The organism is Streptomyces sp. CNP082 (genome assembly GCF_059570535.1).
The window spans coordinates 101,598-121,695 of sequence record NZ_JCANSZ010000001.1 but is presented as its reverse complement, the minus strand read 5'-3'; the positions used below and the strand labels follow the sequence as shown (position 1 = coordinate 121,695).

17 protein-coding genes are annotated in these 20,098 nt (G+C 74.6%); 14 read left to right on the top strand and 3 right to left on the bottom strand.

The window, feature by feature from the left end; genetic code table 11:
• The first annotated feature begins 2 nt into the window (after window positions 1-2).
• The 4 genes from B124_RS00470 (at window position 3) to B124_RS00455 (ending at window position 5,881) form a co-directional block, all read left to right on the top strand.
• Window positions 3-1,700 carry a sugar ABC transporter ATP-binding protein gene (locus tag B124_RS00470; protein ID WP_496500560.1) on the top strand — a complete coding sequence of 566 codons (1,698 nt, stop codon included), beginning with the start codon at window positions 3-5 and terminating at the stop codon, window positions 1,698-1,700.
• Window positions 1,693-2,658 carry an ABC transporter permease gene (locus B124_RS00465; RefSeq protein ID WP_496500559.1) on the top strand — a complete coding sequence of 322 codons (966 nt, stop codon included), beginning with the start codon at window positions 1,693-1,695 and terminating at the stop codon, window positions 2,656-2,658. The genes B124_RS00470 and B124_RS00465 overlap by 8 nt, the downstream gene beginning before the upstream one ends.
• Window positions 2,655-3,683: an ABC transporter permease gene (locus B124_RS00460; RefSeq protein WP_496500558.1), complete on the top strand. Its 1,029-nt coding sequence runs from the start codon at window positions 2,655-2,657 to the stop codon at window positions 3,681-3,683. Before B124_RS00465 ends, B124_RS00460 begins: the two co-directional genes overlap by 4 nt.
• Window positions 3,684-3,880: 197 nt before the next feature.
• Entirely contained in the window at window positions 3,881-5,881 is a 2,001-nt protein-coding gene (locus tag B124_RS00455) for an N-acetylmuramoyl-L-alanine amidase (RefSeq protein WP_496500557.1), read from the top strand.
• A 64-nt stretch (window positions 5,882-5,945) separates the two neighbouring features.
• Here B124_RS00455 and B124_RS00450 read toward each other — a convergent pair whose 3' ends face one another.
• Window positions 5,946-6,956, bottom strand: coding sequence for an LCP family protein (locus B124_RS00450; RefSeq protein WP_496500556.1), 1,011 nt, complete (start codon window positions 6,954-6,956; stop codon window positions 5,946-5,948).
• Window positions 6,957-7,190: 234 nt separating this feature from the next.
• Between B124_RS00450 and B124_RS00445 the strand changes: the two genes are divergently transcribed.
• Genes B124_RS00445 through B124_RS00425 form a run of 5 tightly spaced genes read left to right on the top strand, consistent with a single transcriptional unit; the run spans window position 7,191 to window position 12,539 of the window.
• Window positions 7,191-8,795 carry an ABC transporter substrate-binding protein gene (locus B124_RS00445; protein WP_496500555.1) on the top strand — a complete coding sequence of 535 codons (1,605 nt, stop codon included), beginning with the start codon at window positions 7,191-7,193 and terminating at the stop codon, window positions 8,793-8,795.
• A 20-nt stretch (window positions 8,796-8,815) separates the two neighbouring features.
• Entirely contained in the window at window positions 8,816-9,781 is a 966-nt protein-coding gene (locus B124_RS00440; RefSeq protein ID WP_496500756.1) for an ABC transporter permease, read from the top strand.
• Window positions 9,774-10,688 (top strand): ABC transporter permease, encoded by a 915-nt coding sequence (locus tag B124_RS00435; RefSeq protein ID WP_496500554.1) that lies wholly within the window; start codon window positions 9,774-9,776, stop codon window positions 10,686-10,688. Before B124_RS00440 ends, B124_RS00435 begins: the two co-directional genes overlap by 8 nt.
• Window positions 10,685-11,848 carry an ABC transporter ATP-binding protein gene (locus B124_RS00430; protein WP_496500553.1) on the top strand — a complete coding sequence of 388 codons (1,164 nt, stop codon included), beginning with the start codon at window positions 10,685-10,687 and terminating at the stop codon, window positions 11,846-11,848. Before B124_RS00435 ends, B124_RS00430 begins: the two co-directional genes overlap by 4 nt.
• Window positions 11,838-12,539, top strand: a complete 702-nt coding sequence (locus B124_RS00425) for an ABC transporter ATP-binding protein (protein WP_496500552.1) — start codon at window positions 11,838-11,840, stop codon at window positions 12,537-12,539. The genes B124_RS00430 and B124_RS00425 overlap by 11 nt, the downstream gene beginning before the upstream one ends.
• Window positions 12,540-12,576: 37 nt before the next feature.
• On the opposite strand, the gene B124_RS00420 is transcribed toward B124_RS00425, so the two are convergent.
• On the bottom strand, window positions 12,577-13,356 hold the full coding sequence (locus tag B124_RS00420; RefSeq protein ID WP_496500551.1) for an SAM-dependent methyltransferase: 780 nt from the start codon (window positions 13,354-13,356) through the stop codon (window positions 12,577-12,579).
• Between the two features lie 170 nt (window positions 13,357-13,526).
• Here B124_RS00420 and B124_RS00415 point away from each other — a divergent pair, with 170 nt between their 5' ends.
• Window positions 13,527-14,393 (top strand): ATP-binding cassette domain-containing protein, encoded by an 867-nt coding sequence (locus tag B124_RS00415; RefSeq protein WP_496500550.1) that lies wholly within the window; start codon window positions 13,527-13,529, stop codon window positions 14,391-14,393.
• Complete coding sequence (locus B124_RS00410) at window positions 14,390-15,061, top strand: ABC transporter (protein ID WP_496500549.1); 672 nt, start codon at window positions 14,390-14,392, stop codon at window positions 15,059-15,061. The genes B124_RS00415 and B124_RS00410 overlap by 4 nt, the downstream gene beginning before the upstream one ends.
• A 305-nt stretch (window positions 15,062-15,366) precedes the next feature.
• Here the strand turns inward: B124_RS00410 and B124_RS00405 are convergent, their stop codons facing one another.
• Window positions 15,367-16,569 carry an anhydro-N-acetylmuramic acid kinase gene (locus B124_RS00405; RefSeq protein ID WP_496500548.1) on the bottom strand — a complete coding sequence of 401 codons (1,203 nt, stop codon included), beginning with the start codon at window positions 16,567-16,569 and terminating at the stop codon, window positions 15,367-15,369.
• Window positions 16,570-16,896: 327 nt separating this feature from the next.
• Here B124_RS00405 and B124_RS00400 point away from each other — a divergent pair, with 327 nt between their 5' ends.
• The 3 genes from B124_RS00400 to B124_RS00390 are packed head-to-tail and all read left to right on the top strand — an operon-like array spanning window position 16,897 to window position 20,063.
• Window positions 16,897-18,276, top strand: coding sequence for an ABC transporter substrate-binding protein (locus tag B124_RS00400; RefSeq protein WP_496500547.1), 1,380 nt, complete (start codon window positions 16,897-16,899; stop codon window positions 18,274-18,276).
• On the top strand, window positions 18,273-19,238 hold the full coding sequence (locus B124_RS00395; RefSeq protein ID WP_496500546.1) for a carbohydrate ABC transporter permease: 966 nt from the start codon (window positions 18,273-18,275) through the stop codon (window positions 19,236-19,238). The genes B124_RS00400 and B124_RS00395 overlap by 4 nt, the downstream gene beginning before the upstream one ends.
• Before the next feature lie 12 nt (window positions 19,239-19,250).
• Window positions 19,251-20,063, top strand: coding sequence for a carbohydrate ABC transporter permease (locus B124_RS00390; RefSeq protein WP_496500545.1), 813 nt, complete (start codon window positions 19,251-19,253; stop codon window positions 20,061-20,063).
• The last annotated feature ends 35 nt before the right edge of the window (window positions 20,064-20,098 follow it).

The window sequence follows — 20,098 nt, the reverse complement described above, 5'->3', positions numbered from 1 at the left end:
CGATGGCCGCAGCGACCGAGCCGCCCGAGCGGCCCGGGCCGGGCGGGGCCCCCGCGCCCGCCCGGCCCGCCGGCCCGCGCACCGCAGACGCCCGCAAAGGCGCGGCGGAGCACCCCGCCGGCCCCGAAGTCCTTGCAGTACGCGACCTGACCAAGCGCTTCCCCGGCGTCCTCGCCCTCGACGGCGTCGACTTCACCGCCCGCGCCGGCGAGGTGCACGCCCTCGTCGGCGAGAACGGCGCCGGCAAGTCCACCCTCATCAAGGTCCTCACCGGCGTCTACCGGCCCGACGGGGGCGAGCTGACCTACCGCGGCGAGCGGACCTCCTTCGCCACCCCGCTCGCCGCCCAGCAGGCCGGCATCTCGACCATCTACCAGGAGGTCAACCTCATCCCGCTGATGAGCGTGGCCCGCAACCTCCTCCTCGGCCGCGAGCCGCGCCGCCGCGGCGGGCTCATCGACTTCGGCCGGATGCACCGCGAGTCCGAGCGCATGCTCCGCGACTACGGCGTGCGCGTCGACGTCCGCCGCCCGCTCGCCGGACTCGGCGTCGGCGCCCAGCAGATGGTGGCCCTGGCCCGCGCCGTCTCCGCGGCCGGCCGCACCGACGTCGTCGTCATGGACGAGCCCACCTCCTCCCTCGAACCCCGCGAGGTCGACACCCTCTTCGGCGTCATCGACCGGCTGCGCTCCGACGGCGTCGCCGTCGTCTACGTCAGCCACCGCCTGGACGAGCTGTACGCCGTCTGCGACGCCGTCACCGTGCTCCGCGACGGCCGCGTGGTGCACACCGGCCCGCTCGCCGGCCTCGACCGGCTCCGGCTGGTCTCGCTCATGCTCGGCCGGGAGATGGGCGAGGTGCGGGCCGAGGGCCTGACCAAGTTCTCCGGTGAACACCACGACGGCGGGGCCGAGCCGGTGCTGCGCGCCGAGGGCCTCACGCGCCGGCACGAACTGCACGACGTCTCCCTCGGCATCCGCCCCGGTGAGGTCGTCGGCCTCGGCGGCCTCCTGGGCTCGGGCCGTACCGAGACCGCCAAGGCCATCGCCGGCGCCCTCCCGCTCGGCGCCGGCCGCGTCACCGTCGCGGGCGCGCCCGTACGCACCGGCTCCCCGCCGGCCGCGATCCGCGCCGGCATCAGCCTGCTGCCGGAGGACCGCAAGTCGGAGGGCATCGTGCCGGGTCTCTCGGTCCGCGAGAACATCGCGCTGGCCGCGCTGCCGCGCATGTCCCGCTACGGGCTGGTCTCCGAGGCCCGTATCGACGCCGTCGTCGAGACGTTCGTCCGCCGGCTGCGCATCAAGGCCGCGAGCCCGCACCAGAAGGCCGGCGAGCTGTCCGGCGGCAACCAGCAGAAGGTGCTGCTGGCCCGCTGGCTCGCGATGCAGCCCAAGGTGCTGCTGCTGGACGAGCCGACGCGCGGCATCGACGTCGGCGCCAAGGCCGAGGTGCAGAAGCTCGTCGACGAACTCGCCGAGGACGGCCTCGGCGTGCTGCTGATCTCCTCCGACGTGGAGGAGCTGATCGAGGGGTCCGACCGCGTGGTGGTGCTCAGGGACGGCGCCGTCGTCGGCGAGCTGACCGGCGACGACGTCAACGAGGACAGACTGATGGAGGCCATCGCGGCAGCCGCGGAGCCGGGCCAGGACCCGGACCCGGCGCCCGGCGAGCCCGGTGCCCGGGCGGCCGGCCATGGCTGACCTCACGCTGCGCCGCGCGCTGCCCGCCGACCGCGAGCGGGTGCTGCGCTGGCTGCAGGAGTACGGTGTGTACGCCGGCGTCGCCCTCCTGCTGCTCGTCAACATCGCCTTCACCCCCCACTTCCTGTCCGCCGAGAACTTCCGCACCCAGGCCGTCCAGGTCGCCCCCGTCGTCATCGTCGCGCTCGGCATGGCGCTGGCCATCGGCAGCGAGGGCGTCGACCTGTCCGTCGGCTCCGTCATGGCCCTGTCCACCTCGCTGGTCGCCCTCTACATGGGGTACGGGCCGTGGGTCGCGCTGCTCGTCGCCGTCGTCGGCGGCGCCGCGGTCGGCCTGGTGGGCGGCTCGCTCATCGCGTTCATCGGGGTCCAGCCCATCGTCGCCACGCTCGCGCTGATGGTCGGTGCCCGCGGCCTGGCGCTGGTGCTGCTGCCGCAGTTGGAGGACATCCGCGACCCGGGCATGGCCACCCTCGGCTCCGGCGAGTTCGCCGGCGTGCCGTACGTCGTGCTGATCGCGGCGGCGCTCGCGCTCGTCGTCGGCTACGTCGTCCGGCGCACCACCTTCGGCCGCCAACTGCTCGCCATCGGCGACAGCCGCCCCGCGGCCCGGCTCGCCGGGCTGCCGGTGCGCCGGGTGCTGATCGTGGTGTACGTCATCTGCGGCGTGCTCGCCGCCGTCGCCGGCTTCCTGGCCACCGCCCGGCTGTCGGCCAGCGACCCCACCTCGCTGGGCAACCTGATGGAGCTGTCCGCCATCACCGCCGTCGTCGTCGGCGGCACCCCGCTGACCGGCGGCCGGGTCCGCATCGGCGGCACGGTCGCCGGCGCGGTGCTCATCCAACTGCTCACGGCCACCCTGATCAAGCACGACCTGGAGCCGTCGTGGACGCAGATTGCCCAGGCCGTGGTGATCATCCTCGCGGTCTACGCCGCCAGGGGGAGGGGGAAGCGGTGACCGTCGTGAAAGACGAGACCGCCGCCGGCCGGCCCATCGCGTACGACGCCGGCGAACCGGCCGGCGCCGGCCGCGGCGAGCGCCTGAGCGCCCTCGCGCAGCAGCACGGCGCGCTGGTCGCCCTGATCGCCATCGCCGCCGTCGCCTCGCTGTCGTTCGACTCCTTCGCCACCACCGGCAACATCGAGAACATGGCGGTCTCCTCCGCCTTCCTCGCCATCGTCGCCCTCGGCATGACCTTCGTCATCGTCACCGGCGGCATCGACCTGTCCGTCGGCTCGGTGTTCGTGCTCGGCGGCGTGCTCGCCGCCTGGGGCTCCCGCCACGGCACGGCGGTGGCGCTGCTTCTGCCCCTCGCGGTCTGCGGGCTCTTCGGCCTGGTCAACGGAGTGCTCATCGCCCGGCTGCGGCTCGCGCCGTTCATCGTCACCCTCGCCGCCATGCTCGGCGCCCGCGGCGTGATGCTGTCGGTCACCGACGAGGGCGCCGACACCTACCTCGTCGCCGAGGGCTCGTTCTTCGCCGACCTCGGCCAGGGCAAGCTGCTCGGCGTCGCCGTCCCGGTGTGGATCACCGCCGCGCTCTTCGTGGCCGGCGGCGTCGTGCTGCGCCGCACCCGCTTCGGCCAGCACGTCTACGCCGTCGGCGGCAACGAGGACGCCGCCGCGCTGATGGGCGCCCCCGTGGCCCGTACCAAGACGCTGGTCTACACCCTCAACGGGCTGCTCGCCGGCTTCGCCGGCGCGCTGAACGCCGCGTGGCTCGACTCCGGCGTGACCATCCTCGGCTACGGCATGGAGCTGGAGGCGATCGCCGCCGTCGTCATCGGCGGCACGCTGCTCTCCGGCGGCATGGGCTTCGTCGGCGGCTCGCTCGTCGGCGTGCTGCTGCTGAAGGTGATCCAGAACGTCATCAACCAGATCGGCTCGCTCGACTCCGCCTACCAGCAGGTCGTCAGCGGCGGCTTCCTGGTGGTCGTCGTCATCGCGCAGACCGGGCTCGCCCGGCGGCGCCGGGTGCCCTGACCGGCCGCCGGCCGACCGGGCGGCCGGAACCGGCGGCCGGCACCGGTCTGGACCAGTGCCGCCCCGCAGTTGGGCGGCAGCCGGGCTGACGTGCAACTTTCGTGCCCCTGGAAGGGATTGACGGCTGGCTGACCGAGTCGGTACCCCTGTTACGCACCGCTCGCACGTCCTCGTCCCGAACCAGTTGAGGAGCACCGTTGCCTGCCACCCCCGCCACACGCCTGCGTGTGAACCTGCGAAGACGACCCTGGGCGACGGCCGCCGTCGCCGCCGCGCTGCTGGCCCCGCTGACCTCCGCGTCCCTCCCGGCCGCCGCCGACGGCGCCCCCGAAGACGGCGGCGCGGCGGCGCCCGCGACGCGGCAGGCGGCGTACGCCGCGGCGGCCGAGGAGTACGGCGTGCCCGAAAGCGTGCTGCTCGGCGTGTCGTACCTGGAGTCCCGCTGGGACACCCACGCGGGCGAGCCGAGCACCGACGCCGGCTACGGCCCCATGCATCTGACCGACGGGCCCACCGTGCTCGCCGAGGACCACCACGGCGGCACCGCGGAGGACCCCCGGGGCGACACCGGACGGCCCGTCGGCGACGAGACGTTCGGCCCCGCGCTCACCACGCTCTACGCCGCCGCCGAGCTGACCGGCACCGACGCGGCGACGCTGCGCGCCGAGCCCGCCGCGAACATCGCCGGCGGCGCCGCGCTGCTGGCCGCGTACCAGGACGACCTGGGCGCACCGGCCTCCGCCGACCCCGCCGCCTGGTACGGCGCGGTCGCGAAGTACGCGGGCGCCGCGTACGAGCAGGACGCGGCGACGTTCGCCGACGAGGTGTACGCGACCATCCGCGACGGCGCAGCCCGCACCACCGACGACGGCCAGGCCGTCCGGCTCGCCGGCGACCCGTCCGTGGCGCCGCAGGAGCGGTGGCTCGGCGAACTCGGCCTGCCGCGGCTGGCGGACGAGGAGGTGGAGTGCCCGGAGGAGCTCGGCTGCGAGTGGATCCCGGCGACGTACCGCCAGACCGACCCGGAGGACATCGAGGCGTACGTCAACCACGACAAGGCGAACCGGCCGCGCGACCAGAAGATCGAGTACATCGTCATCCACGACACCGAGGGGCAGTACCCCGGTGTCATCAACATGGTCCAGGACCCCACCCGCGCGGCGAGCTGGCAGTACACGCTGCGCAGTTCCGACGGCCACGTCGCCCAGCACGTCAAGCACAAGGACGTCGCCTGGCAGGCCGGCAACTGGGACGTCAACGCCAGGTCCATCGGGCTGGAGCACGAGGGCTTCGCCAAGTCCCAGGGCACCTGGTACACCGAGGCGATGATGCGCAGCTCGGCTTCGCTGGTGCGCTACCTGGCGGCCAGGTACGACATCCCGCTGGACCGCACGCACATCATCGGCCACGACAACGTCCCCGGCACCACCACGGCGAACATCCCCGGCATGCACTGGGACCCGGGCCCGTACTGGGACTGGGAGCGGTACTTCGAGCTGCTGAAGGCGCCGCTGCGAGGCCCGGGCGGGGCCAGCAGGTCGCTGGTGATGATCAAGCCGGACTTCGCGGAGAACCAGCCGCAGTTCACCGGCTGCTCCTACGAGTCGGGCTCCGACCCCACGGAGCCGTGCCCGCTCGCGCCGTCGTCGTCGGTGATCCTGCATTCGCAGCCCGACGCGGACTCCCCGCTGCTGGTGGACATCGGCCTGCACCCCGACGGCCGGGCGTCCGACATGCACGTCTCGGACAACGGCAGCCGGGCCTCGGCCGGACAGCTCTACGCGGTCGCCGAGCGCAGGGGCGACTGGGTGGCGGTCTGGTACCACGGCATGAAGGGCTGGTTCCGCAACCCCGCGGGCGCGCCGGTCGCCGACTTCACCGCCGGGAAGATCGTCACGCCGAAGAAGGGCAAGGAGTCGGTGCCGGTCTACGGCCGGGCGTACCCGGAGGAGGCGGCGTACCCGGCGGAGATCCCGTACCAGCCGATCTCCGCGCACCCGTACGAGTTCAAGGCCGGCCAGGCGTACTCCTACGGCGGCACGGTCCCCGGCGAGTACTACCGCTCCGTGTCCTTCGACGGCTCCGCGCCGGGCGACCGCACGGTGGTCCGCGGCGAGATCAAGTACCACATCATCCAGATCGGGCACCGCATCGGTTTCGTCAACGCCGATGACGTGAACGTGCGCCGGGTCGGCTGACCCGCCCTGCACCGCGGCGCCGCCGGTCCCCGGCCGGCGGCGCCGCTCGCGTGCGCCCGGCGCGTCAGTCGCAGTCCATGCGGTCGCCCGGGGCGACCCGGCCCTTCCAGTCGAAGCCGCCGCGCGGGCCCCGCTCGTCGGCCGGCGCCAGCCGCCGGTCCGCGGCCAGCCGCGTGAACATCGTGCGGGCCCGCTCCTCGTTCCACTTCACCGCCGAGCCCCACGCGCCCGCGGGGTGGCTGATGCTCGCCAGCGGCACGGTCGCGAACTCCACGTTCCGCAGCCGCAGACTGCGCGCCTGCCAGCCCAGCGCCAGCATGTCGGCCACGCTCGTCCCGGGCCCCGGGCGCAGCCCGCGGGCGACCTCGCCGGCGAGCGCGTCCAGCGCCGGCGGATTCTGCAGCGTGCCCGCGGCCAGGTGCCGGCCGGTAACGCCGGCGACCAGCCGCTGCTGCCGGCGTACGCGGTCGATGTCGCCGTGGCCGCGGTGCCGGGTGCGGACGTAACTCAGCGCCCGGCCGCCGTCGAGATGGTGCTTTCCGGGCTTGAGGTCGATGCCGGAGTTCTCGTCGCGCATGGGCTCCTTCGTGCACACCGGTGCGCCGCCGAGTGCGTCGACCGCCCGCACGAACCCCTTCAGGCGCGCCTGGAAGTAGTGGTCGATGTCCAGCCCGGTGGCGCGCTCCACGGTGCGCGTCAGCAGGCCGGGACCGCCGTGCCGGAGGGCCGCGTTGATCTTTCCGGAGTGGGTGCCGGGGCCGTCGCCGTCGTCGTGCGGCGCGAAGGGCACGTAGGAGTCGCGGGGGAGGCTGACGACGCTCGCCCGCCGGCCGTCGGCGGACAGGTGCACGACCATGATCACGTCGGCGCACCGGCAGGCCGCGCCGCCGGCGTGCCACCGGCGCTTCTCCCGCGCGGTCAGCCCGGCGCGCGAGTCGCTGCCGACGACGAGGACGTTGGTGCCCGTTCGGCCGGCCGCGGGCGCGGCGGTGAGCGCCCAGCCGTAGCCGGAGCCGGCGAGCACGGCGAGGCAGGCGCCGCCGGCGAGGGTGCGGGGCAGCGGGGGAGGCGCCATGGTGGTCCTTCCCGGTGGGGTACGGGACACGGGATATTACGGGCCGAAATGCCCCGTAATATCCGTAAAAGCCGCTGTGTCCCGCCGCGGGCCACCCGGTCGACGCAAGGAGCGGGCGGTGCACCCGCCCGCCGGGCGACCGCCACGTGGACTCCGCATTGCGCCACGCCCCGATCATGGGTTCTAATTGCGAACAGTTCGCAATAACGGATGGCTTTCAACAGGGGAGTGGGCATGGCAGTCCGCGGCACACGCGCAGCGGTCTCGGTCACGGTGGCAGCGGCGGTGCTCGCGGGCGCCGCCGCCTGCTCCAACCCGGACGCCGGCAGCGGCTCCGGCGGCTCCGGCGGGAACGGCACCACCGCCGTCCTCGGGGTCGCCAGCGAACCCGACACCCTCAGCCCGCTCCTCGGCTACGGCAAGGACGGCAACTCCAAGGTCTTCGACGGCCTCCTCGCCCGCACCGCCGACCTGGAGCTGCGCCCCGCCCTCGCCCGTGCGCTGCCCGAGATCGGCGCCGACGGCAGGACGTACACGTACAAGCTGCGCGACGACGTGACGTTCAGCGACGGCGAGCCCTTCACCGCCGCCGACGTCGTCTTCACCTACGAGACCATCCTCGACCCCGGCACCAACAACCCCTCCAAGGGCGACCTGGATGCCGTCGAGAGCGTCGAAGCCAAGGGGGACGACACCGTCGTCTTCCGCCTGAAGTACCCCTACGCCCCCTTCGCCGAGCGCACCGTGCTGCCCATCGTGCCCGAGCACGTCGCCGGCAAGGGCGACGTCAACACCGGCGCGTTCAACACCGAACCGGTCGGCACCGGCCCGTACGTCCTGGACTCCTGGCGCAAGGGCGAGCAGCTCACCTTCTCCGCCAACCCCCGCTACTGGGGCGGCAAGCCGAAGGTGGAGAAGCTCACGATGGCGATCATCGCCGACGACGACATCCGCGCCACCCGGCTGCGCTCCGGCGACCTCGACGGCGCCATCCTGCCGCCGAACCTCGCCAAGACCTTCGCCGAGGACGAGGACAAGCAGACCCTCGCCGCCACCACCGCCGACCACCGCGCCGTCACCCTGCCCACGGACAACCCCGTCACCGGCGACATCGCCATCCGCCGCGCACTCGACGTGGCCGTCGACCGGGACACCATGGTCGACAAGCTGCTGGAGGGCCGCGGCAAGGCGGCGTACGGGCCCGTGCCCACCGACAGCGAGTGGTTCGCCGAGGGCACCGAGCGCCCCTACGACCCCGGGCTGGCCGAGGAGATACTCGACGACGCCGGCTGGCGCGCCGGCGACGACGGCATCCGGGAGAAGGACGGGCAGCGCGCCTCGTTCACCCTCTACTACCCCTCCGGCGACAAGCTCCGCCAGGAGCACGCCCTCACCTTCGCCGGCGACGCAAAGAAGGTCGGCATCGAGGCCAGGGTGGAGAGCGGCACCTGGGAGGTCATCGAGCCGCGGATGGACAAGGACGCCGTGCTCGCCGGCGGCGGCAGCCCCGCCGACCCCGACTTCGACCTCTACCCGATGCTCCACTCCGAGCTGGCCGGGCAGGGCTTCAACAACATGGCCTCGTACGACAACCCGGCCGTCGACACCGCGCTCGAAGAGGGCCGGGAGAGCGGCGACAAGGCCGACCGCAAGCGGGCGTACGACAAGGTGCAACAGGAACTCACCGACAACCCGGGCTATGTCTTCCTCACCCACATCGACCACATCTACGTCGTCGCCGACACCTGGCGCGGCCTGACCACCCAGGTCGAGCCGCACGAGCACGGCTTCGGCAGCGGCCCGTGGTGGAACGTCGAGAGCTGGCAGCCCGCGCCGTGACCGGACTGCCACTGGCCCCGATGGCGCGGATGGCGGGGCGGCGGCTGCTGTACGCCGTCCCCGTCCTGCTGGCCGTCACGTTCGGGGTGTTCGCCATCGCCGCCGCCTCGCCGTTCGACCCGGTGAAGGCGTACGCGGGCACCGCCGGCTTCAGCGCCTCGAAGGAGGCGCTGGACCAGCTCCGCGACAGCCTCGGCGCCGACGAGCCGTTCACCACCCGCTGGTGGGACTGGCTCTCCGCCGCCGTCACCGGCGACCTCGGCGAGTCGACCAGCATGCGCCAGCCCGTCGCCGACGTCATCGGCGAGCGCATCGGCTGGACGGTGCTGCTGTGCGCGGTCGCGTTCGCGGTCGCCATCGTCGTCGGCACGCTGCTGGGGGTGCTCGCCGCCCGCCGCCGCGGCGGGCTGCTCGACCGGGCAGTCACCGCCGTCGCGTACGCGCTGGAGGCGGCGCCGCCGTTCTGGCTCGGGCTGCTCGCCGTCTGGCTGTTCGCGCTCCAGCTCCACGCGCTGCCGGCCGGCGGGCTCACCGACGCCGGCACGGACGTCGTCAGCTTCGGGCAGGTCGCCGAGCACGTGGTGCTGCCGGCGTCGGTGCTCGCCGTCTCGCAGATGCCGTGGTTCGTGCTCTACGTCCGCCAGGGCGTCGGCGACGCGCTGGACGAGGACCCCGTGCGCGGTGCCCGCTCCCGCGGGCTCGCCGAGCGCACCGTGCTGCTGGGGCACGCGCTGCGCTCCGGGCTGCTGCCCGTGCTCACGCTCATCGGCACCCGGGTGCCGGAGCTGATCACCGGCGCGCTGCTCATCGAGACCGTCTTCAGTTGGCCGGGGATCGCCGCGGCCACCGTCGAGGCCGCCACGTCCGTCGACTTCCCGCTGCTCGCCGCGCTCACCGTGCTGGCGACGGCGGCGGTGCTGCTCGGCAACCTGCTGTCCGACCTGCTGTACGGACTCGCCGACCCGAGAGTGGGCTTCGATGGCTGAGACGGCAAAGACGGCGGGTGCAGTGCCGGAGGCGGCCGGGTCCGGCGCGACCCGCTGGCGCACCCGCGGCACCGGCCGCACCTCGGTGCGTACGCTGCGCGTGCGCACCTCGGCCGCGGTCGTCGCGCTCGCCGTCCTCGCGGTGCTCGTCGTGCCGCCGCTGGTCCAACTCGACCAGCAGGCCGTCGACATCGGCAACAAGCTCGCCGCACCGTCCCTCGCGCACCCCTTCGGCACCGACGACGTCGGCCGCGACGTGCTGCTGCGCTGCGTCTACGGGCTGCGCGTCTCGCTGCTCGTCGGCGTGGTCGCCGCGCTCGTCGCCACCGTCGTGGGCACCGCCGTCGGGGCGCTGGCCGGTGCGCTCGGCGGGCACGTCGACCGGGCCGTGATGCGCCTGGTGGACGTCTTCGCCTCCGTACCGCACCTGCTGCTCGGCATCTTCATCGTCGCCCTGTTCCAGCCGGGGGTCTGGCCGGTGGTCGCCTCCGTGGGGCTGACGCACTGGGTGTCGACCTGCCGCATCGTGCGCGCCGAGGTGCTGTCGCTGCGCGGCCGGCCGTTCGTGGACGCCGCGATCTCCGGCGGCGCCTCGCGCACCCGCGTCGCGGTCCGCCACCTCGTGCCCGGGGTGCTGCCGCAGGCGGGTCTCGCGGCGGTGCTGATGGTGCCGCACGCCATCTGGCACGAGTCGGCGCTGTCGTTCCTCGGCCTCGGCCTGCCGCCGCACCAGGCGAGCCTGGGCGCGATGGTGCAGGGCGCGCGCGGCGCGCTGCTGGCGGGGGACTGGTGGCCCACGCTCTTCCCGGGCCTGTTCATCATCATCCCGACCCTCGCCGTCGCCGGCCTCGCCGGCGCGTGGCGGGAGCGGCTGAACCCGCGCCGCCGATCGGAGCTCACGCTGTGACGGAGCGCACGGACCGCACCGGCCGTACCGACCCCAAGGCTCCCAAGGCCCCCAAGGACCGCACGGAGCGCCCGGCCGGTGCCGCCGCGCCGCTGCTGACCCTTGAGAGGATGTCGGTCCGCTTCCGGATGCGCCGCGGCCGGTACGTCGCGGCCGTCACCGACGTCTCCCTCGCCCTCGCCCCCGGCGAGTGCGTCGCCCTCGTCGGCGAGAGCGGCTGCGGCAAGTCCGTCCTGGCCTCGGCGCTCCTCGGGCTGCTGCCGGAGAATGCCGAGACCGCCGGCGCGGCGCACCTCGGCGAACTGGAACTGCTCGGCGCCGCCGAGGAGGAGCTGGCCCGCCGGGTGCGGGGCCGCCGCGCCGGCCTCATCCCGCAGTCCCCGGCCGCCCACCTCACGCCCGTACGGACCGTGCGCGCCCAGCTCCAGGAGGTCGTCCGGGAGCTGACCGGCACCCCCAGGTCCGGGCTGCGCGCCGCCGCGGAAGAGGCCGCGGAGCGGGCCGCGTTCCCCGCCGACCACCTCGACCGCTACCCGCACGAACTCTCCGGCGGCCTCGCCCAGCGCGCCGCCACCGCCCTCGCCCTCGTCGGCGGCCCGCCGCTGCTGCTGGCCGACGAGCCGACCACCGGCCTCGACCGGGACCTCGTCGAGCGCACGGTCGACGAGCTGCGCCGCCAGGTCGACGACGGGCACGGGCTGCTGATGATCACCCACGACCTGGCCGCCGCCGAGCGGATCGCGGACCGGGTGGCCGTGATGTACGCCGGGCGGATCGTCGAACTCGCCGACGCCGCCCGCTTCTTCGGCGCCCCCGGGCCCCGGCACCCGTACGCCCGCGGCCTCCTCGACGCCCTCCCCGAGCGCGGCTTCAGGCCCGTCCCGGGACGGCCGCCGGAGCTGGGCGCGCTGCCGCCGGGCTGTGCGTTCGCGCCGCGGTGCGCGTACGCCACGGCCGCCTGCGCGGCGGTGCCGGCGCTGACGGCGGGCGTCGCGTGCCACCACCCGGTGCTGCCGGCCGCCGAGCCCGCCAGCCCCGAGCCCGCCAGCCCCGAGCCCGCCAGTGCCGAGCCCCCCGGCGCCGGGGCCGCCCACCCGCCGAAGCAGCGGACCGGTGACCCCGGCCCGTCCCCGCAGCCGGAGTCCGTCGATGCCCGCTGACACCCCGCCCCCGCTGCAACTCCGCGGCGTCACCGCCGGATACGACCGGCGCGCCCCCGTCGTACGCGACGTCTGGCTCACCCTCGCCCCCGGCGAGGCCGCGGGCCTCCTCGGCCCCAGCGGCTGCGGCAAGTCCACCCTCGCCCGCGTCGCCGCGCTGCTGCACCGCCCGGACGCCGGCGAGGTGCTGCTCGACGGCGAGCCCGTACGCGGCTGGCGCCACCGCGCCCCCCGCGCGCAGCGCACCGCACTCGGCGTCGTCTTCCAGCAGCCCCGCCTCGCCGCCGACCCGCGGCTGACGCTGGCCGCCCTGATCGGCGAACCGCTGCGCGCCACCGGCCGCCGCGCCGAGGCCCCGGCCCGTACCGGGGAACTGGCCGCACTCGTCGGCCTCACCCCCGACCTGCTGGCCCGCCGGCCGCACGAGGTCAGCGACGGCCAGCTCCAACGCGCCTGCCTCGCCCGCGCGCTGGCGCTGCGTCCCCGGATCCTGGTGTGCGACGAGATGACGGCGATGCTCGACGCCTCCACCACCGCGGCGCTGGTCGCGGCCGTCGAGGACTACCGCCGCGCCTCGGGCGCCGCGCTGCTGGCCGTGGGCCACGACCGGACGCTGCTGGAGCGCTGGTGCGACCGCACGGTCGCCTGGGGGGAGCTGGTGGCGGAGGCGAAGCCCGCGCCGGGTGGCTGAATACCTTCGCAGGTACGAACGGTGCGTGAGCGCACCGTCACGCGCTTCCCGCCTTCCGCCCCACGCCGCCGAACTGGTCGACCGGCTCCGGCTCCGCACCGCCCTCCGGCCGCCACCGCGGGCACGACACGACGCCCGGCGCCACCAGCTCCAGGCCCGTGAAGAAGCCCTCGATCTCCTCCGGCGTGCGCAGCACGTACGGCACCGCGCCGCTCCTGTTGTACGCGTCCTGCGCCCGGCCGGCGTCCCGGTTCACCACGTCCGTCCCGTCGCTGAGCACCAGATGGCTGCCGGCGGGCAGCGCGCCGACCAGGTGGGCGACGATCCGGCGCGCCCCGTCGTAGTCCGGGACGTGCCCGACGATCCCGCTGAGGATCAGCCCCACCGGCTCGTCGAAGTCCAGCGTCTTCGCGGCGCCGGCCAGCACCGCGTCCGGCTCGTGCAGGTCGGCGTTGACGTAGTCGCACGACCCGCCGGGCCGGGGCACCAGCAGGGCGCGCGCGTGCGCGAGGACCATCGGGTCGTTGTCGACGTAGACGACCCGTGCCGACGGGTGCACCGCCTGCGCCACCTCGTGCGTGTTCTGGGCGGTCGGCAGCCCGGTGCCGATGTCGAGGAACTGGCGTATCCCGGCGTCGGCCGCGACGTGGTGCAGGGCGCGGCCGAGGAAGGCACGCGCGGCGCGGGCGATGTCGACGATGGCGGGCGAGAGCCGCACGTACGCCTCGCCCGCGAGCCGGTCGACGCGGTAGTTGTCGCTGCCGCCGAGCCAGTAGTTCCAGATACGCGCCGACTGCGGCACGGTGGTGTCGATCACCGGCGTTCTTCCGCCGCCATCTGCGTCTCCCACCACAAATCTCTCCCGCCCACCGGTCGCGCTCAGCCACACAAAGTAGTCCAACTGCCGTTGCACCGTAAGCGATCCGGCCACTTCGGCGCTGCTCGGGGTCCTCGCCGCGGGCGCGCCGCCATGAGATCATCCGGGCCATGAGGCTGGACGGTGTCGGCCGCCGCTACGGCAGACATGCGCCCTGGGTGCTGCGCGGAGTCGAGCTGCGGGTGCCGGCGGGTGCGCTCGCACGCGTCGAAGGCGCCAACGGCGGCGGCAAGTCGACCCTGCTGCGCCTGCTGGCCGGAATCGACCTGCCCAGCGCCGGGCGCATCACCGGTCGGCCCGCGCGCACGGCGTACGTGCCGGAGCGCTTCCCCGCCGCGCTGCCGCTGACGGCCCTCGGCTACCTGACCCACCTGGGCCGGGTCCACGGGCTGCGCGGGGCCGAGGCGCGGCGGCGGGCGGGGACGTGGCTGGAGCGGTTCGGGGCGGGGGAGTGGGCGCGTACCCCGATGGACGAGCTGTCGAAGGGCGGCAGCCAGAAGGTCGCGGTGGCCCAGGCGCTGCTCGCGGAGCCGGAGCTGCTGGTGCTCGATGAGGCGTGGACGGGGCTGGACACCAGGGCGCGGGCGGAGCTGGACGAGGCGGTGGGGGAGCGGCTGGCGGCGGGCGGCACGGTGGTGTTCGTCGACCACGACCCGCGGCGGCTGGCCGACGTGCCGTACGCGACCTGCCGCGTCGCCGGCGGGCGGGTGACCGCCCGGCCGGCGGCGGCCGGTCCGGCGGCGGTCCCGGCGGCGGTCCCGGCGGTGGCGGTCGAGGCGGTCGGGCAGCCGGGTGCGCCCGTGCCCGGCGGCCTGCCGGGGGCGCCGCGGTGCGAGGAACTGCCCGGCGGCGGCTGGCGGCTGACGGTGTCCGCCGCGCACTCCGACGACCTGCTGCGGGCGCTGCTCGACGCCGGCCCCGGCTGGCACATCCGGGCCGTGCAGGCGTACGAACCGGACGAGGATCCCGCGCCGTGACCGCGCTCGTGCGCTACCAGCTCGCCCTGCTTGCCCGGTCGCACCGCTGGCTGCCGCCCCTGCTGGTGTACGCGGCGGCCGTGGCCGTCGGCGTCCAGCCGGGGCAGGCGGTGCTGGACTCGCTCGGGGTGGCCGCGGCGGCGGTACTGCCGGTCGCGGCGTGGCTGGTGCGGGTGTGCACCGGCGTGGAGCCGCCCGCCGCCCGGGCCTGCACAGCCGCGGCCGGGGGCCCGGCGCGGGCCCATCTGGCGAGCCTGGCCGCGGCGTTCGCGGCGGCGTGCGCGCTGGGCGCGGCGGGCGTGGCCGTCGTCGTGCTCATCAGCGACGCGCACGGCTCCGACCGGGCCTCGGAGACCGCCGTCCCGGTGGCGGCGGCGACGGGCGCGGGGCTGCTGGCGACGCTGACGTGCGCGCTGCTGGGCACGGCGGTGGGGGCGCTGTGCAACCGGCCGCTGCTGCGCAGCCGGGCGTGGACCGTGCCGGCGACGCTGGCCGGCGCGGTGGCGGTGCTGGTGGCCGCCGGCTCCCCGGCGAACGCCGCCGTGACCGGCCTGGTCAGCGGCTCCCGTGCGGCCCAGGTGCCGCTGCCGCTGCTGCCGCTGACGGGTGCGGCCCTGGCGGCAGCGGCGACGGCGGCACTGGCGGCGGCGCTGAGCGCCCGGCGCTGAGCGCGGTCGGCCGCGAGCGCCGCGGTACCGCGGGGCGGCGGCGGGCTGCCGTCCGGTGACCGGCCGGAGCCGATGGGCGGGTGAGCGCCCGTGGGAGACGGTCCGCTGCCGACGTTGCGTTGCCTGCGCGGCCGGTGCCGCGGTGCCCGGGCCGCCGGGCCGCCGTCCCACCGGACCCGGACCGCTCGGGGACGAGGCCCGCGGAACCGTCCGCGCCCCGTCGCGTACGGACCGGCCCCCGGCACGACCGGCCGCCGGGTCGCGGAGCAGCCCTGCCCCCGCCCCGTACGGACCGGCCCCCGGCCTCACACCACCCGCAGCCGCACTGGCGCCTTCGCCGCCGGCTCCGGCAGCCGCAGCGGCTGCGCCCCCGGGGTGATCGACCCCAGCAGCGCCGCCTCGCGCGCGCCCGTCGCCGACGGCACCGACGCCGGCAGCCCGCACACCGTCAGAAAGCCCAGCAGCGCGAAGAGATAGCCCTCCTTGCCCTGCGACGACAGCCCGTGGTCCTCGATCGGCACCACCCGCGCCGGCGCGCAGAGCCCGGCCAGCCGCGCCGTCAGCGCCGGATTGCGCACCCCGCCGCCGGAGACGACCAGCTCCTCGACCCCGTACTCCCGGCATGCCGCCGCGACCAGCTCCGCGGTCAGCTCCGTGACGGTGGCCACCAGGTCGTCCAGCGCGGGGGGTGCGCCCGCAGCCGCCACCTGCTCGCGCAGATACGCCCCGTGGAACAGCTCCTTGCCCGTCGACTTGGGCGCGGCCAGCGCGTAGTACGGCTCGGCCAGCAGCCGCCGCAGCAGCTCCCGGTCCACCGTCCCGCGCCGCGCCCGCGCGCCGTCGGTGTCCATCGTCTCCGCGCCGCCCGTGCCGTCGGCCACCGCCGCGTCGATGAGCGCGTTGGCCGGCCCCAGGTCGTACGCGACGACCTCGCCGGACGGGCCGCGGACGGTGATGTTGGCGATGCCGCCGAGGTTCAGCGCCCCGCGCCGCGGGCCGGGGCCTTCGCCGAGCAGGAGCAGCGCGTCGAGGGTGGAGGCGAGCGGGGCGCCCTGGCCGCCGCGGGCGATGTCCCGGGTGCGTACGTCGGAGACGACGGGCAGCCCGGTGGCCTCGGCGATCCAGGCGGCGCTGCCGAGTTGGAGGGTGCCGCGGGCGCGGCGGCCCTCGACCCAGTGGAAGACGGTCTGCCCGTGCGAGACGACGAGGTCGGCCCGCCCGCCCGCCACCGCCTCGACGGCCTCGGCGGCCACCCGGCCGAAGAACCGGCCCAGTTCGGTGTCGAGCCGGCAGACCTCCGCCATCGTCGTCTGCGCCGGGGGCAGGCACGCGGCGACGGCGCGGCGCAGCTCGTCGGGGAACGGGGTGCTGTGCAGGCCGCGGGGGTGCAGGAGCAGTTCGTCGCCGGCCAGGCTCAGGTCGCAGACGGCGGCGTCCACGGCGTCGTACGAGGTGCCGCTGAGCAGGCCGACGACGGTGAGCGCGGGGGCATGGTGCGGGTGGGTCATCGCACCATTGTCGTCGGCGCGTTCGCGGGGGCGTCGGCTGCCTCTGCCGGTGTCCGCTGCCCGGTGGCGTATGCCGGCGGCGTGGAGGTCGCAGGCCCGGCGGCCGGGTGCCGTCCTTGCGCAGAGGCGCGGCTGCGGACCTGCGACCCCGCTGGGCCAGAACTATACATTTCGGGCATTCTGCCGCAAGGGGAAGCGCGGCCTGAGGAATCAGGCCGTCTGATGAAATTTCACTGCAAGCCCATTGACGCCGGCCGTCGTCGGCCGCCAAGCTCCCTCCAGTGCGTGTTAACGATAACACGAACGCTCGACCGAGGGAGCCGCCCGATGTCAGGTCGTCATCCGCCGATCCCCCCGCCACCCGCCGACACCCGCACGACCACCGACCCCCGCCCCCGCTCCGACCGCTCCGGCTCCGACCGCTCCCGCTTCGACCGCCGCACCCTGCTGCGCACCTCCGCGGCCGGCGCGCTGGCCACCGCCACCGGCGGCCTGGCCGCCGCCTGCGGCAGCGCCGCGGGGCAGGGCCCCGGGAAGGTCGCGATCCACGGCGACAACGCCGCCTGGGAGGCGCCGCTGCAGGCCGCGGGACAGGCGCTGAAGTCCACCGCCGGCCTGCAGCTCGTCCCCGAAGTCATCCCGTCCCTGGAGTCCTTCGAGCAGGTCGTCAAGTCCTCGCTCCGTACGAACAAGACCCCCGACCTGCTCAAGTACTGGTCCGGCTACCGGCTGCGCGACCTCGCGCGCACCGGCGGCATCGAGGACCTGTCGGCGCAGTGGGAGGCCGCCGAGTCCCGCGGCTGGGTCGAGCCCTCGCTGCGCGAGGCGTTCACCCACGACGGCCGGGTCTACGGGCTGCCGATGAACCTCGCGTACTGGGTGATCTTCTACAACCCCGAGGTCTTCGCGGAGCACCGCCTGAAGAAGCCGGAGACCTGGGACGACTTCCTCACCGCCTGCGCCCGGCTGAAGGACAACGGCATCACCCCGCTGCACGGCACCACGGCCGGCCGCTGGCCCGCGTTCATCTGGTTCCAGGAGATCCTCAGCCGCCAGGACCCGCAGTTCTACGACGACCTGATGAACGGGCGCGAGCGCTACACCGACCCGCGCGCCGAGCGTGCGCTGCGCACGATCGCCGGCTTCTTCGACAAGGACTGGTTCACCAGCATGGACGTGGACCACAACAACGCCGCCGCCGCCGTCATCCACGGCGAGATCGGGATGGTCGCCTGCGGCACCTGGCTGGGCGCCGTCTTCGCCGGGGCCGGCGCCGAGCCCGGCAAGACCGTCGACGCCTTCGTCCTGCCCATGGCCGACCCCGCCGCGCGGCCCTGCGTGATCTTCGAGTCCAGCGCGTTCGCCGTCACCGTCAAAGGGCCGGACAAGGACGAGGCGCTGAAGGCCGCCGGCGGCTGGCTGCACCCCGAGGTCGCCACGGCCTTCGCGCACGGCCTCTCCGACGGCAGCCCCAACCCGCAGGTCAAGCCCGCCAACGCGGTCATCGACGGCGTGGCGCGCCGGTCGGCGGACCTCTGGCTGCTCAACCGCTTCTGGGAACTGGGCCCGCCCGAACTCGTCGAGGCCACCGTGGACGACCTCGCGGGCATGCTCATCGACCCGCACTCGTACCGCGACGGGCTGCGGACCATGCAGGACCGCGCCGACGAGGCGTGGAAGGTGTGGCGGGAGGCGGAGGAGTCATGACCGGCACCGTGAGCACCGCCGGCGCCGCCAAGCCCGTGCGCGTACGCCGCCGCATCCCCGTCCGCAGCCCCCACCAGGCCGCCAAGACCACCTCGACCCGCCGCCTGGGCGGCCCGTTCGCCGGGGTCCCCTGGGCACTGCCCGCGCTCCTGCTCGTCGGCGTGCTCCTCGTCTACCCCTTCTTCCGCAGCATCTACGGCAGCTTCTTCGAGGACAACGGCTTCACCAGCAGCTTCACCGGGGTCGACAACTACACCCGGCTCGCCGACGACCCGATCTTCGGCCGCTCGCTGCTCAACACCTTCCTGTGGGTCGCCGGCACCCTGCTGCTGCCCGTCATCGCCGGCCTCGCCATCGCCGTCGCCACCCACCGGATGCGCCTCGGCTGGGCCGCCCAGCTCGTCATCGTGCTGCCGTTCGCGATCTCCGGTGCCGCCACCGCTTCGCTGTGGCGCTTCATGCTCACCACCGACGGCGCGGTCAACCAGGTGCTGCGCGGCGTCGGCCTCGACTCCTGGGCGCAGGGCTGGCTGCTGGAGTGGCCGCAGAACACCCTCGCGATGATCGTTGCCAGCACCTGGCAGGCCACCGGGCTGAACGTCGTCCTCTTCGCCATCGGCCTGCGCGCCATCCCGCGGGAGACGGTCGAGGCCGCCGAGCTGGACGGCGCCACCGGCTGGCGGATGTTCCGCCACATCACCCTGCCCCAACTGCGCGCCGTCACGGTCGTGGTCGTCGGCATGGCCATCGTCAACAGCCTCAAGGCGTTCGACATGATCTGGGTCCTCACCCAGGGCGGTCCCTCGCGCAGCTCCGAGACGCTGGCGCTGACCATGTACCGCGAGGCGTTCCGCCTCTTCCACGTCGGGTACGGATCCGCCGTCGCGCTCGTGCTCTCCGTGATCGTCGTCGCTTCCTCGTGGCTCTACCTGCGCCGCCAGATGCCCGGTGCCAAGGACTGAGAGGAGACCGACATGGGACGCCATCTGCGCAACCTCTTCGTCGCCGGCTGCGTGCTGCTCTGGCTGCTGCCGCTCTACCTGCTGATCGTGAACTCCCTGACCCCGGCCGACGAGTACACCGGCTCGATGGACTGGACCCCGCGGGGCTTCGCGCTCTTCGACAACCTGGAGTCGGCCTGGGTCGACGCCGGCATCGGCGACGGCTTCGGCAGCTCGATGCTGTACGCCGCCGTGTGCGGCGGCGTGGCCGTCGTGGTCGCGGCGATGGCCGCATTCGCGGTCATCGTGCTGCCGATCCCCAGGCCCGCTCTGTGGTTCTGGGTGATCTTCTCCGGGACGCTGTTCCCGCTGCAGATGTTCCTGGCACCGCTGTTCGGCATGTACGCCGACGCCAACCTCTACGACACCCGCCTGGGCCTGATGCTCGTCTACGCCGCCTGGGCGGTCCCCTTCGCGTTCTTCCTCATCCGCAACCAGATGACGACGATGCCGCCGGAGATCACCGAGGCCGCGATGCTCGACGGCGCCTCCATGCGCCGCATCTTCTGGCGCATCCACGTGCCGCTGATGCGCTCCGGGCTCGGCGCCGCGTTCATCTTCCAGTTCACCGCCGTCTGGAACGACCTGCTGTTCGGCCTCACGCTCAGCCGCAGCCCGGAGGTCCAGCCGGTGATGGCAACCCTCAACTCCCTCACCCAGGCGTACAGCACGGCCGGGCCCCCGGTGGTGCTGGCCGGCGCGTTCGTCGTCTCGCTGCCCACGTTGCTCGTCTTCCTGGTGTTCCGCGGCCTGTTCCTGCGCGGCATCACGGCATCAGCCCGCTGACCCGACCCGCCGATCCGACCTGCCGACCCGACCGA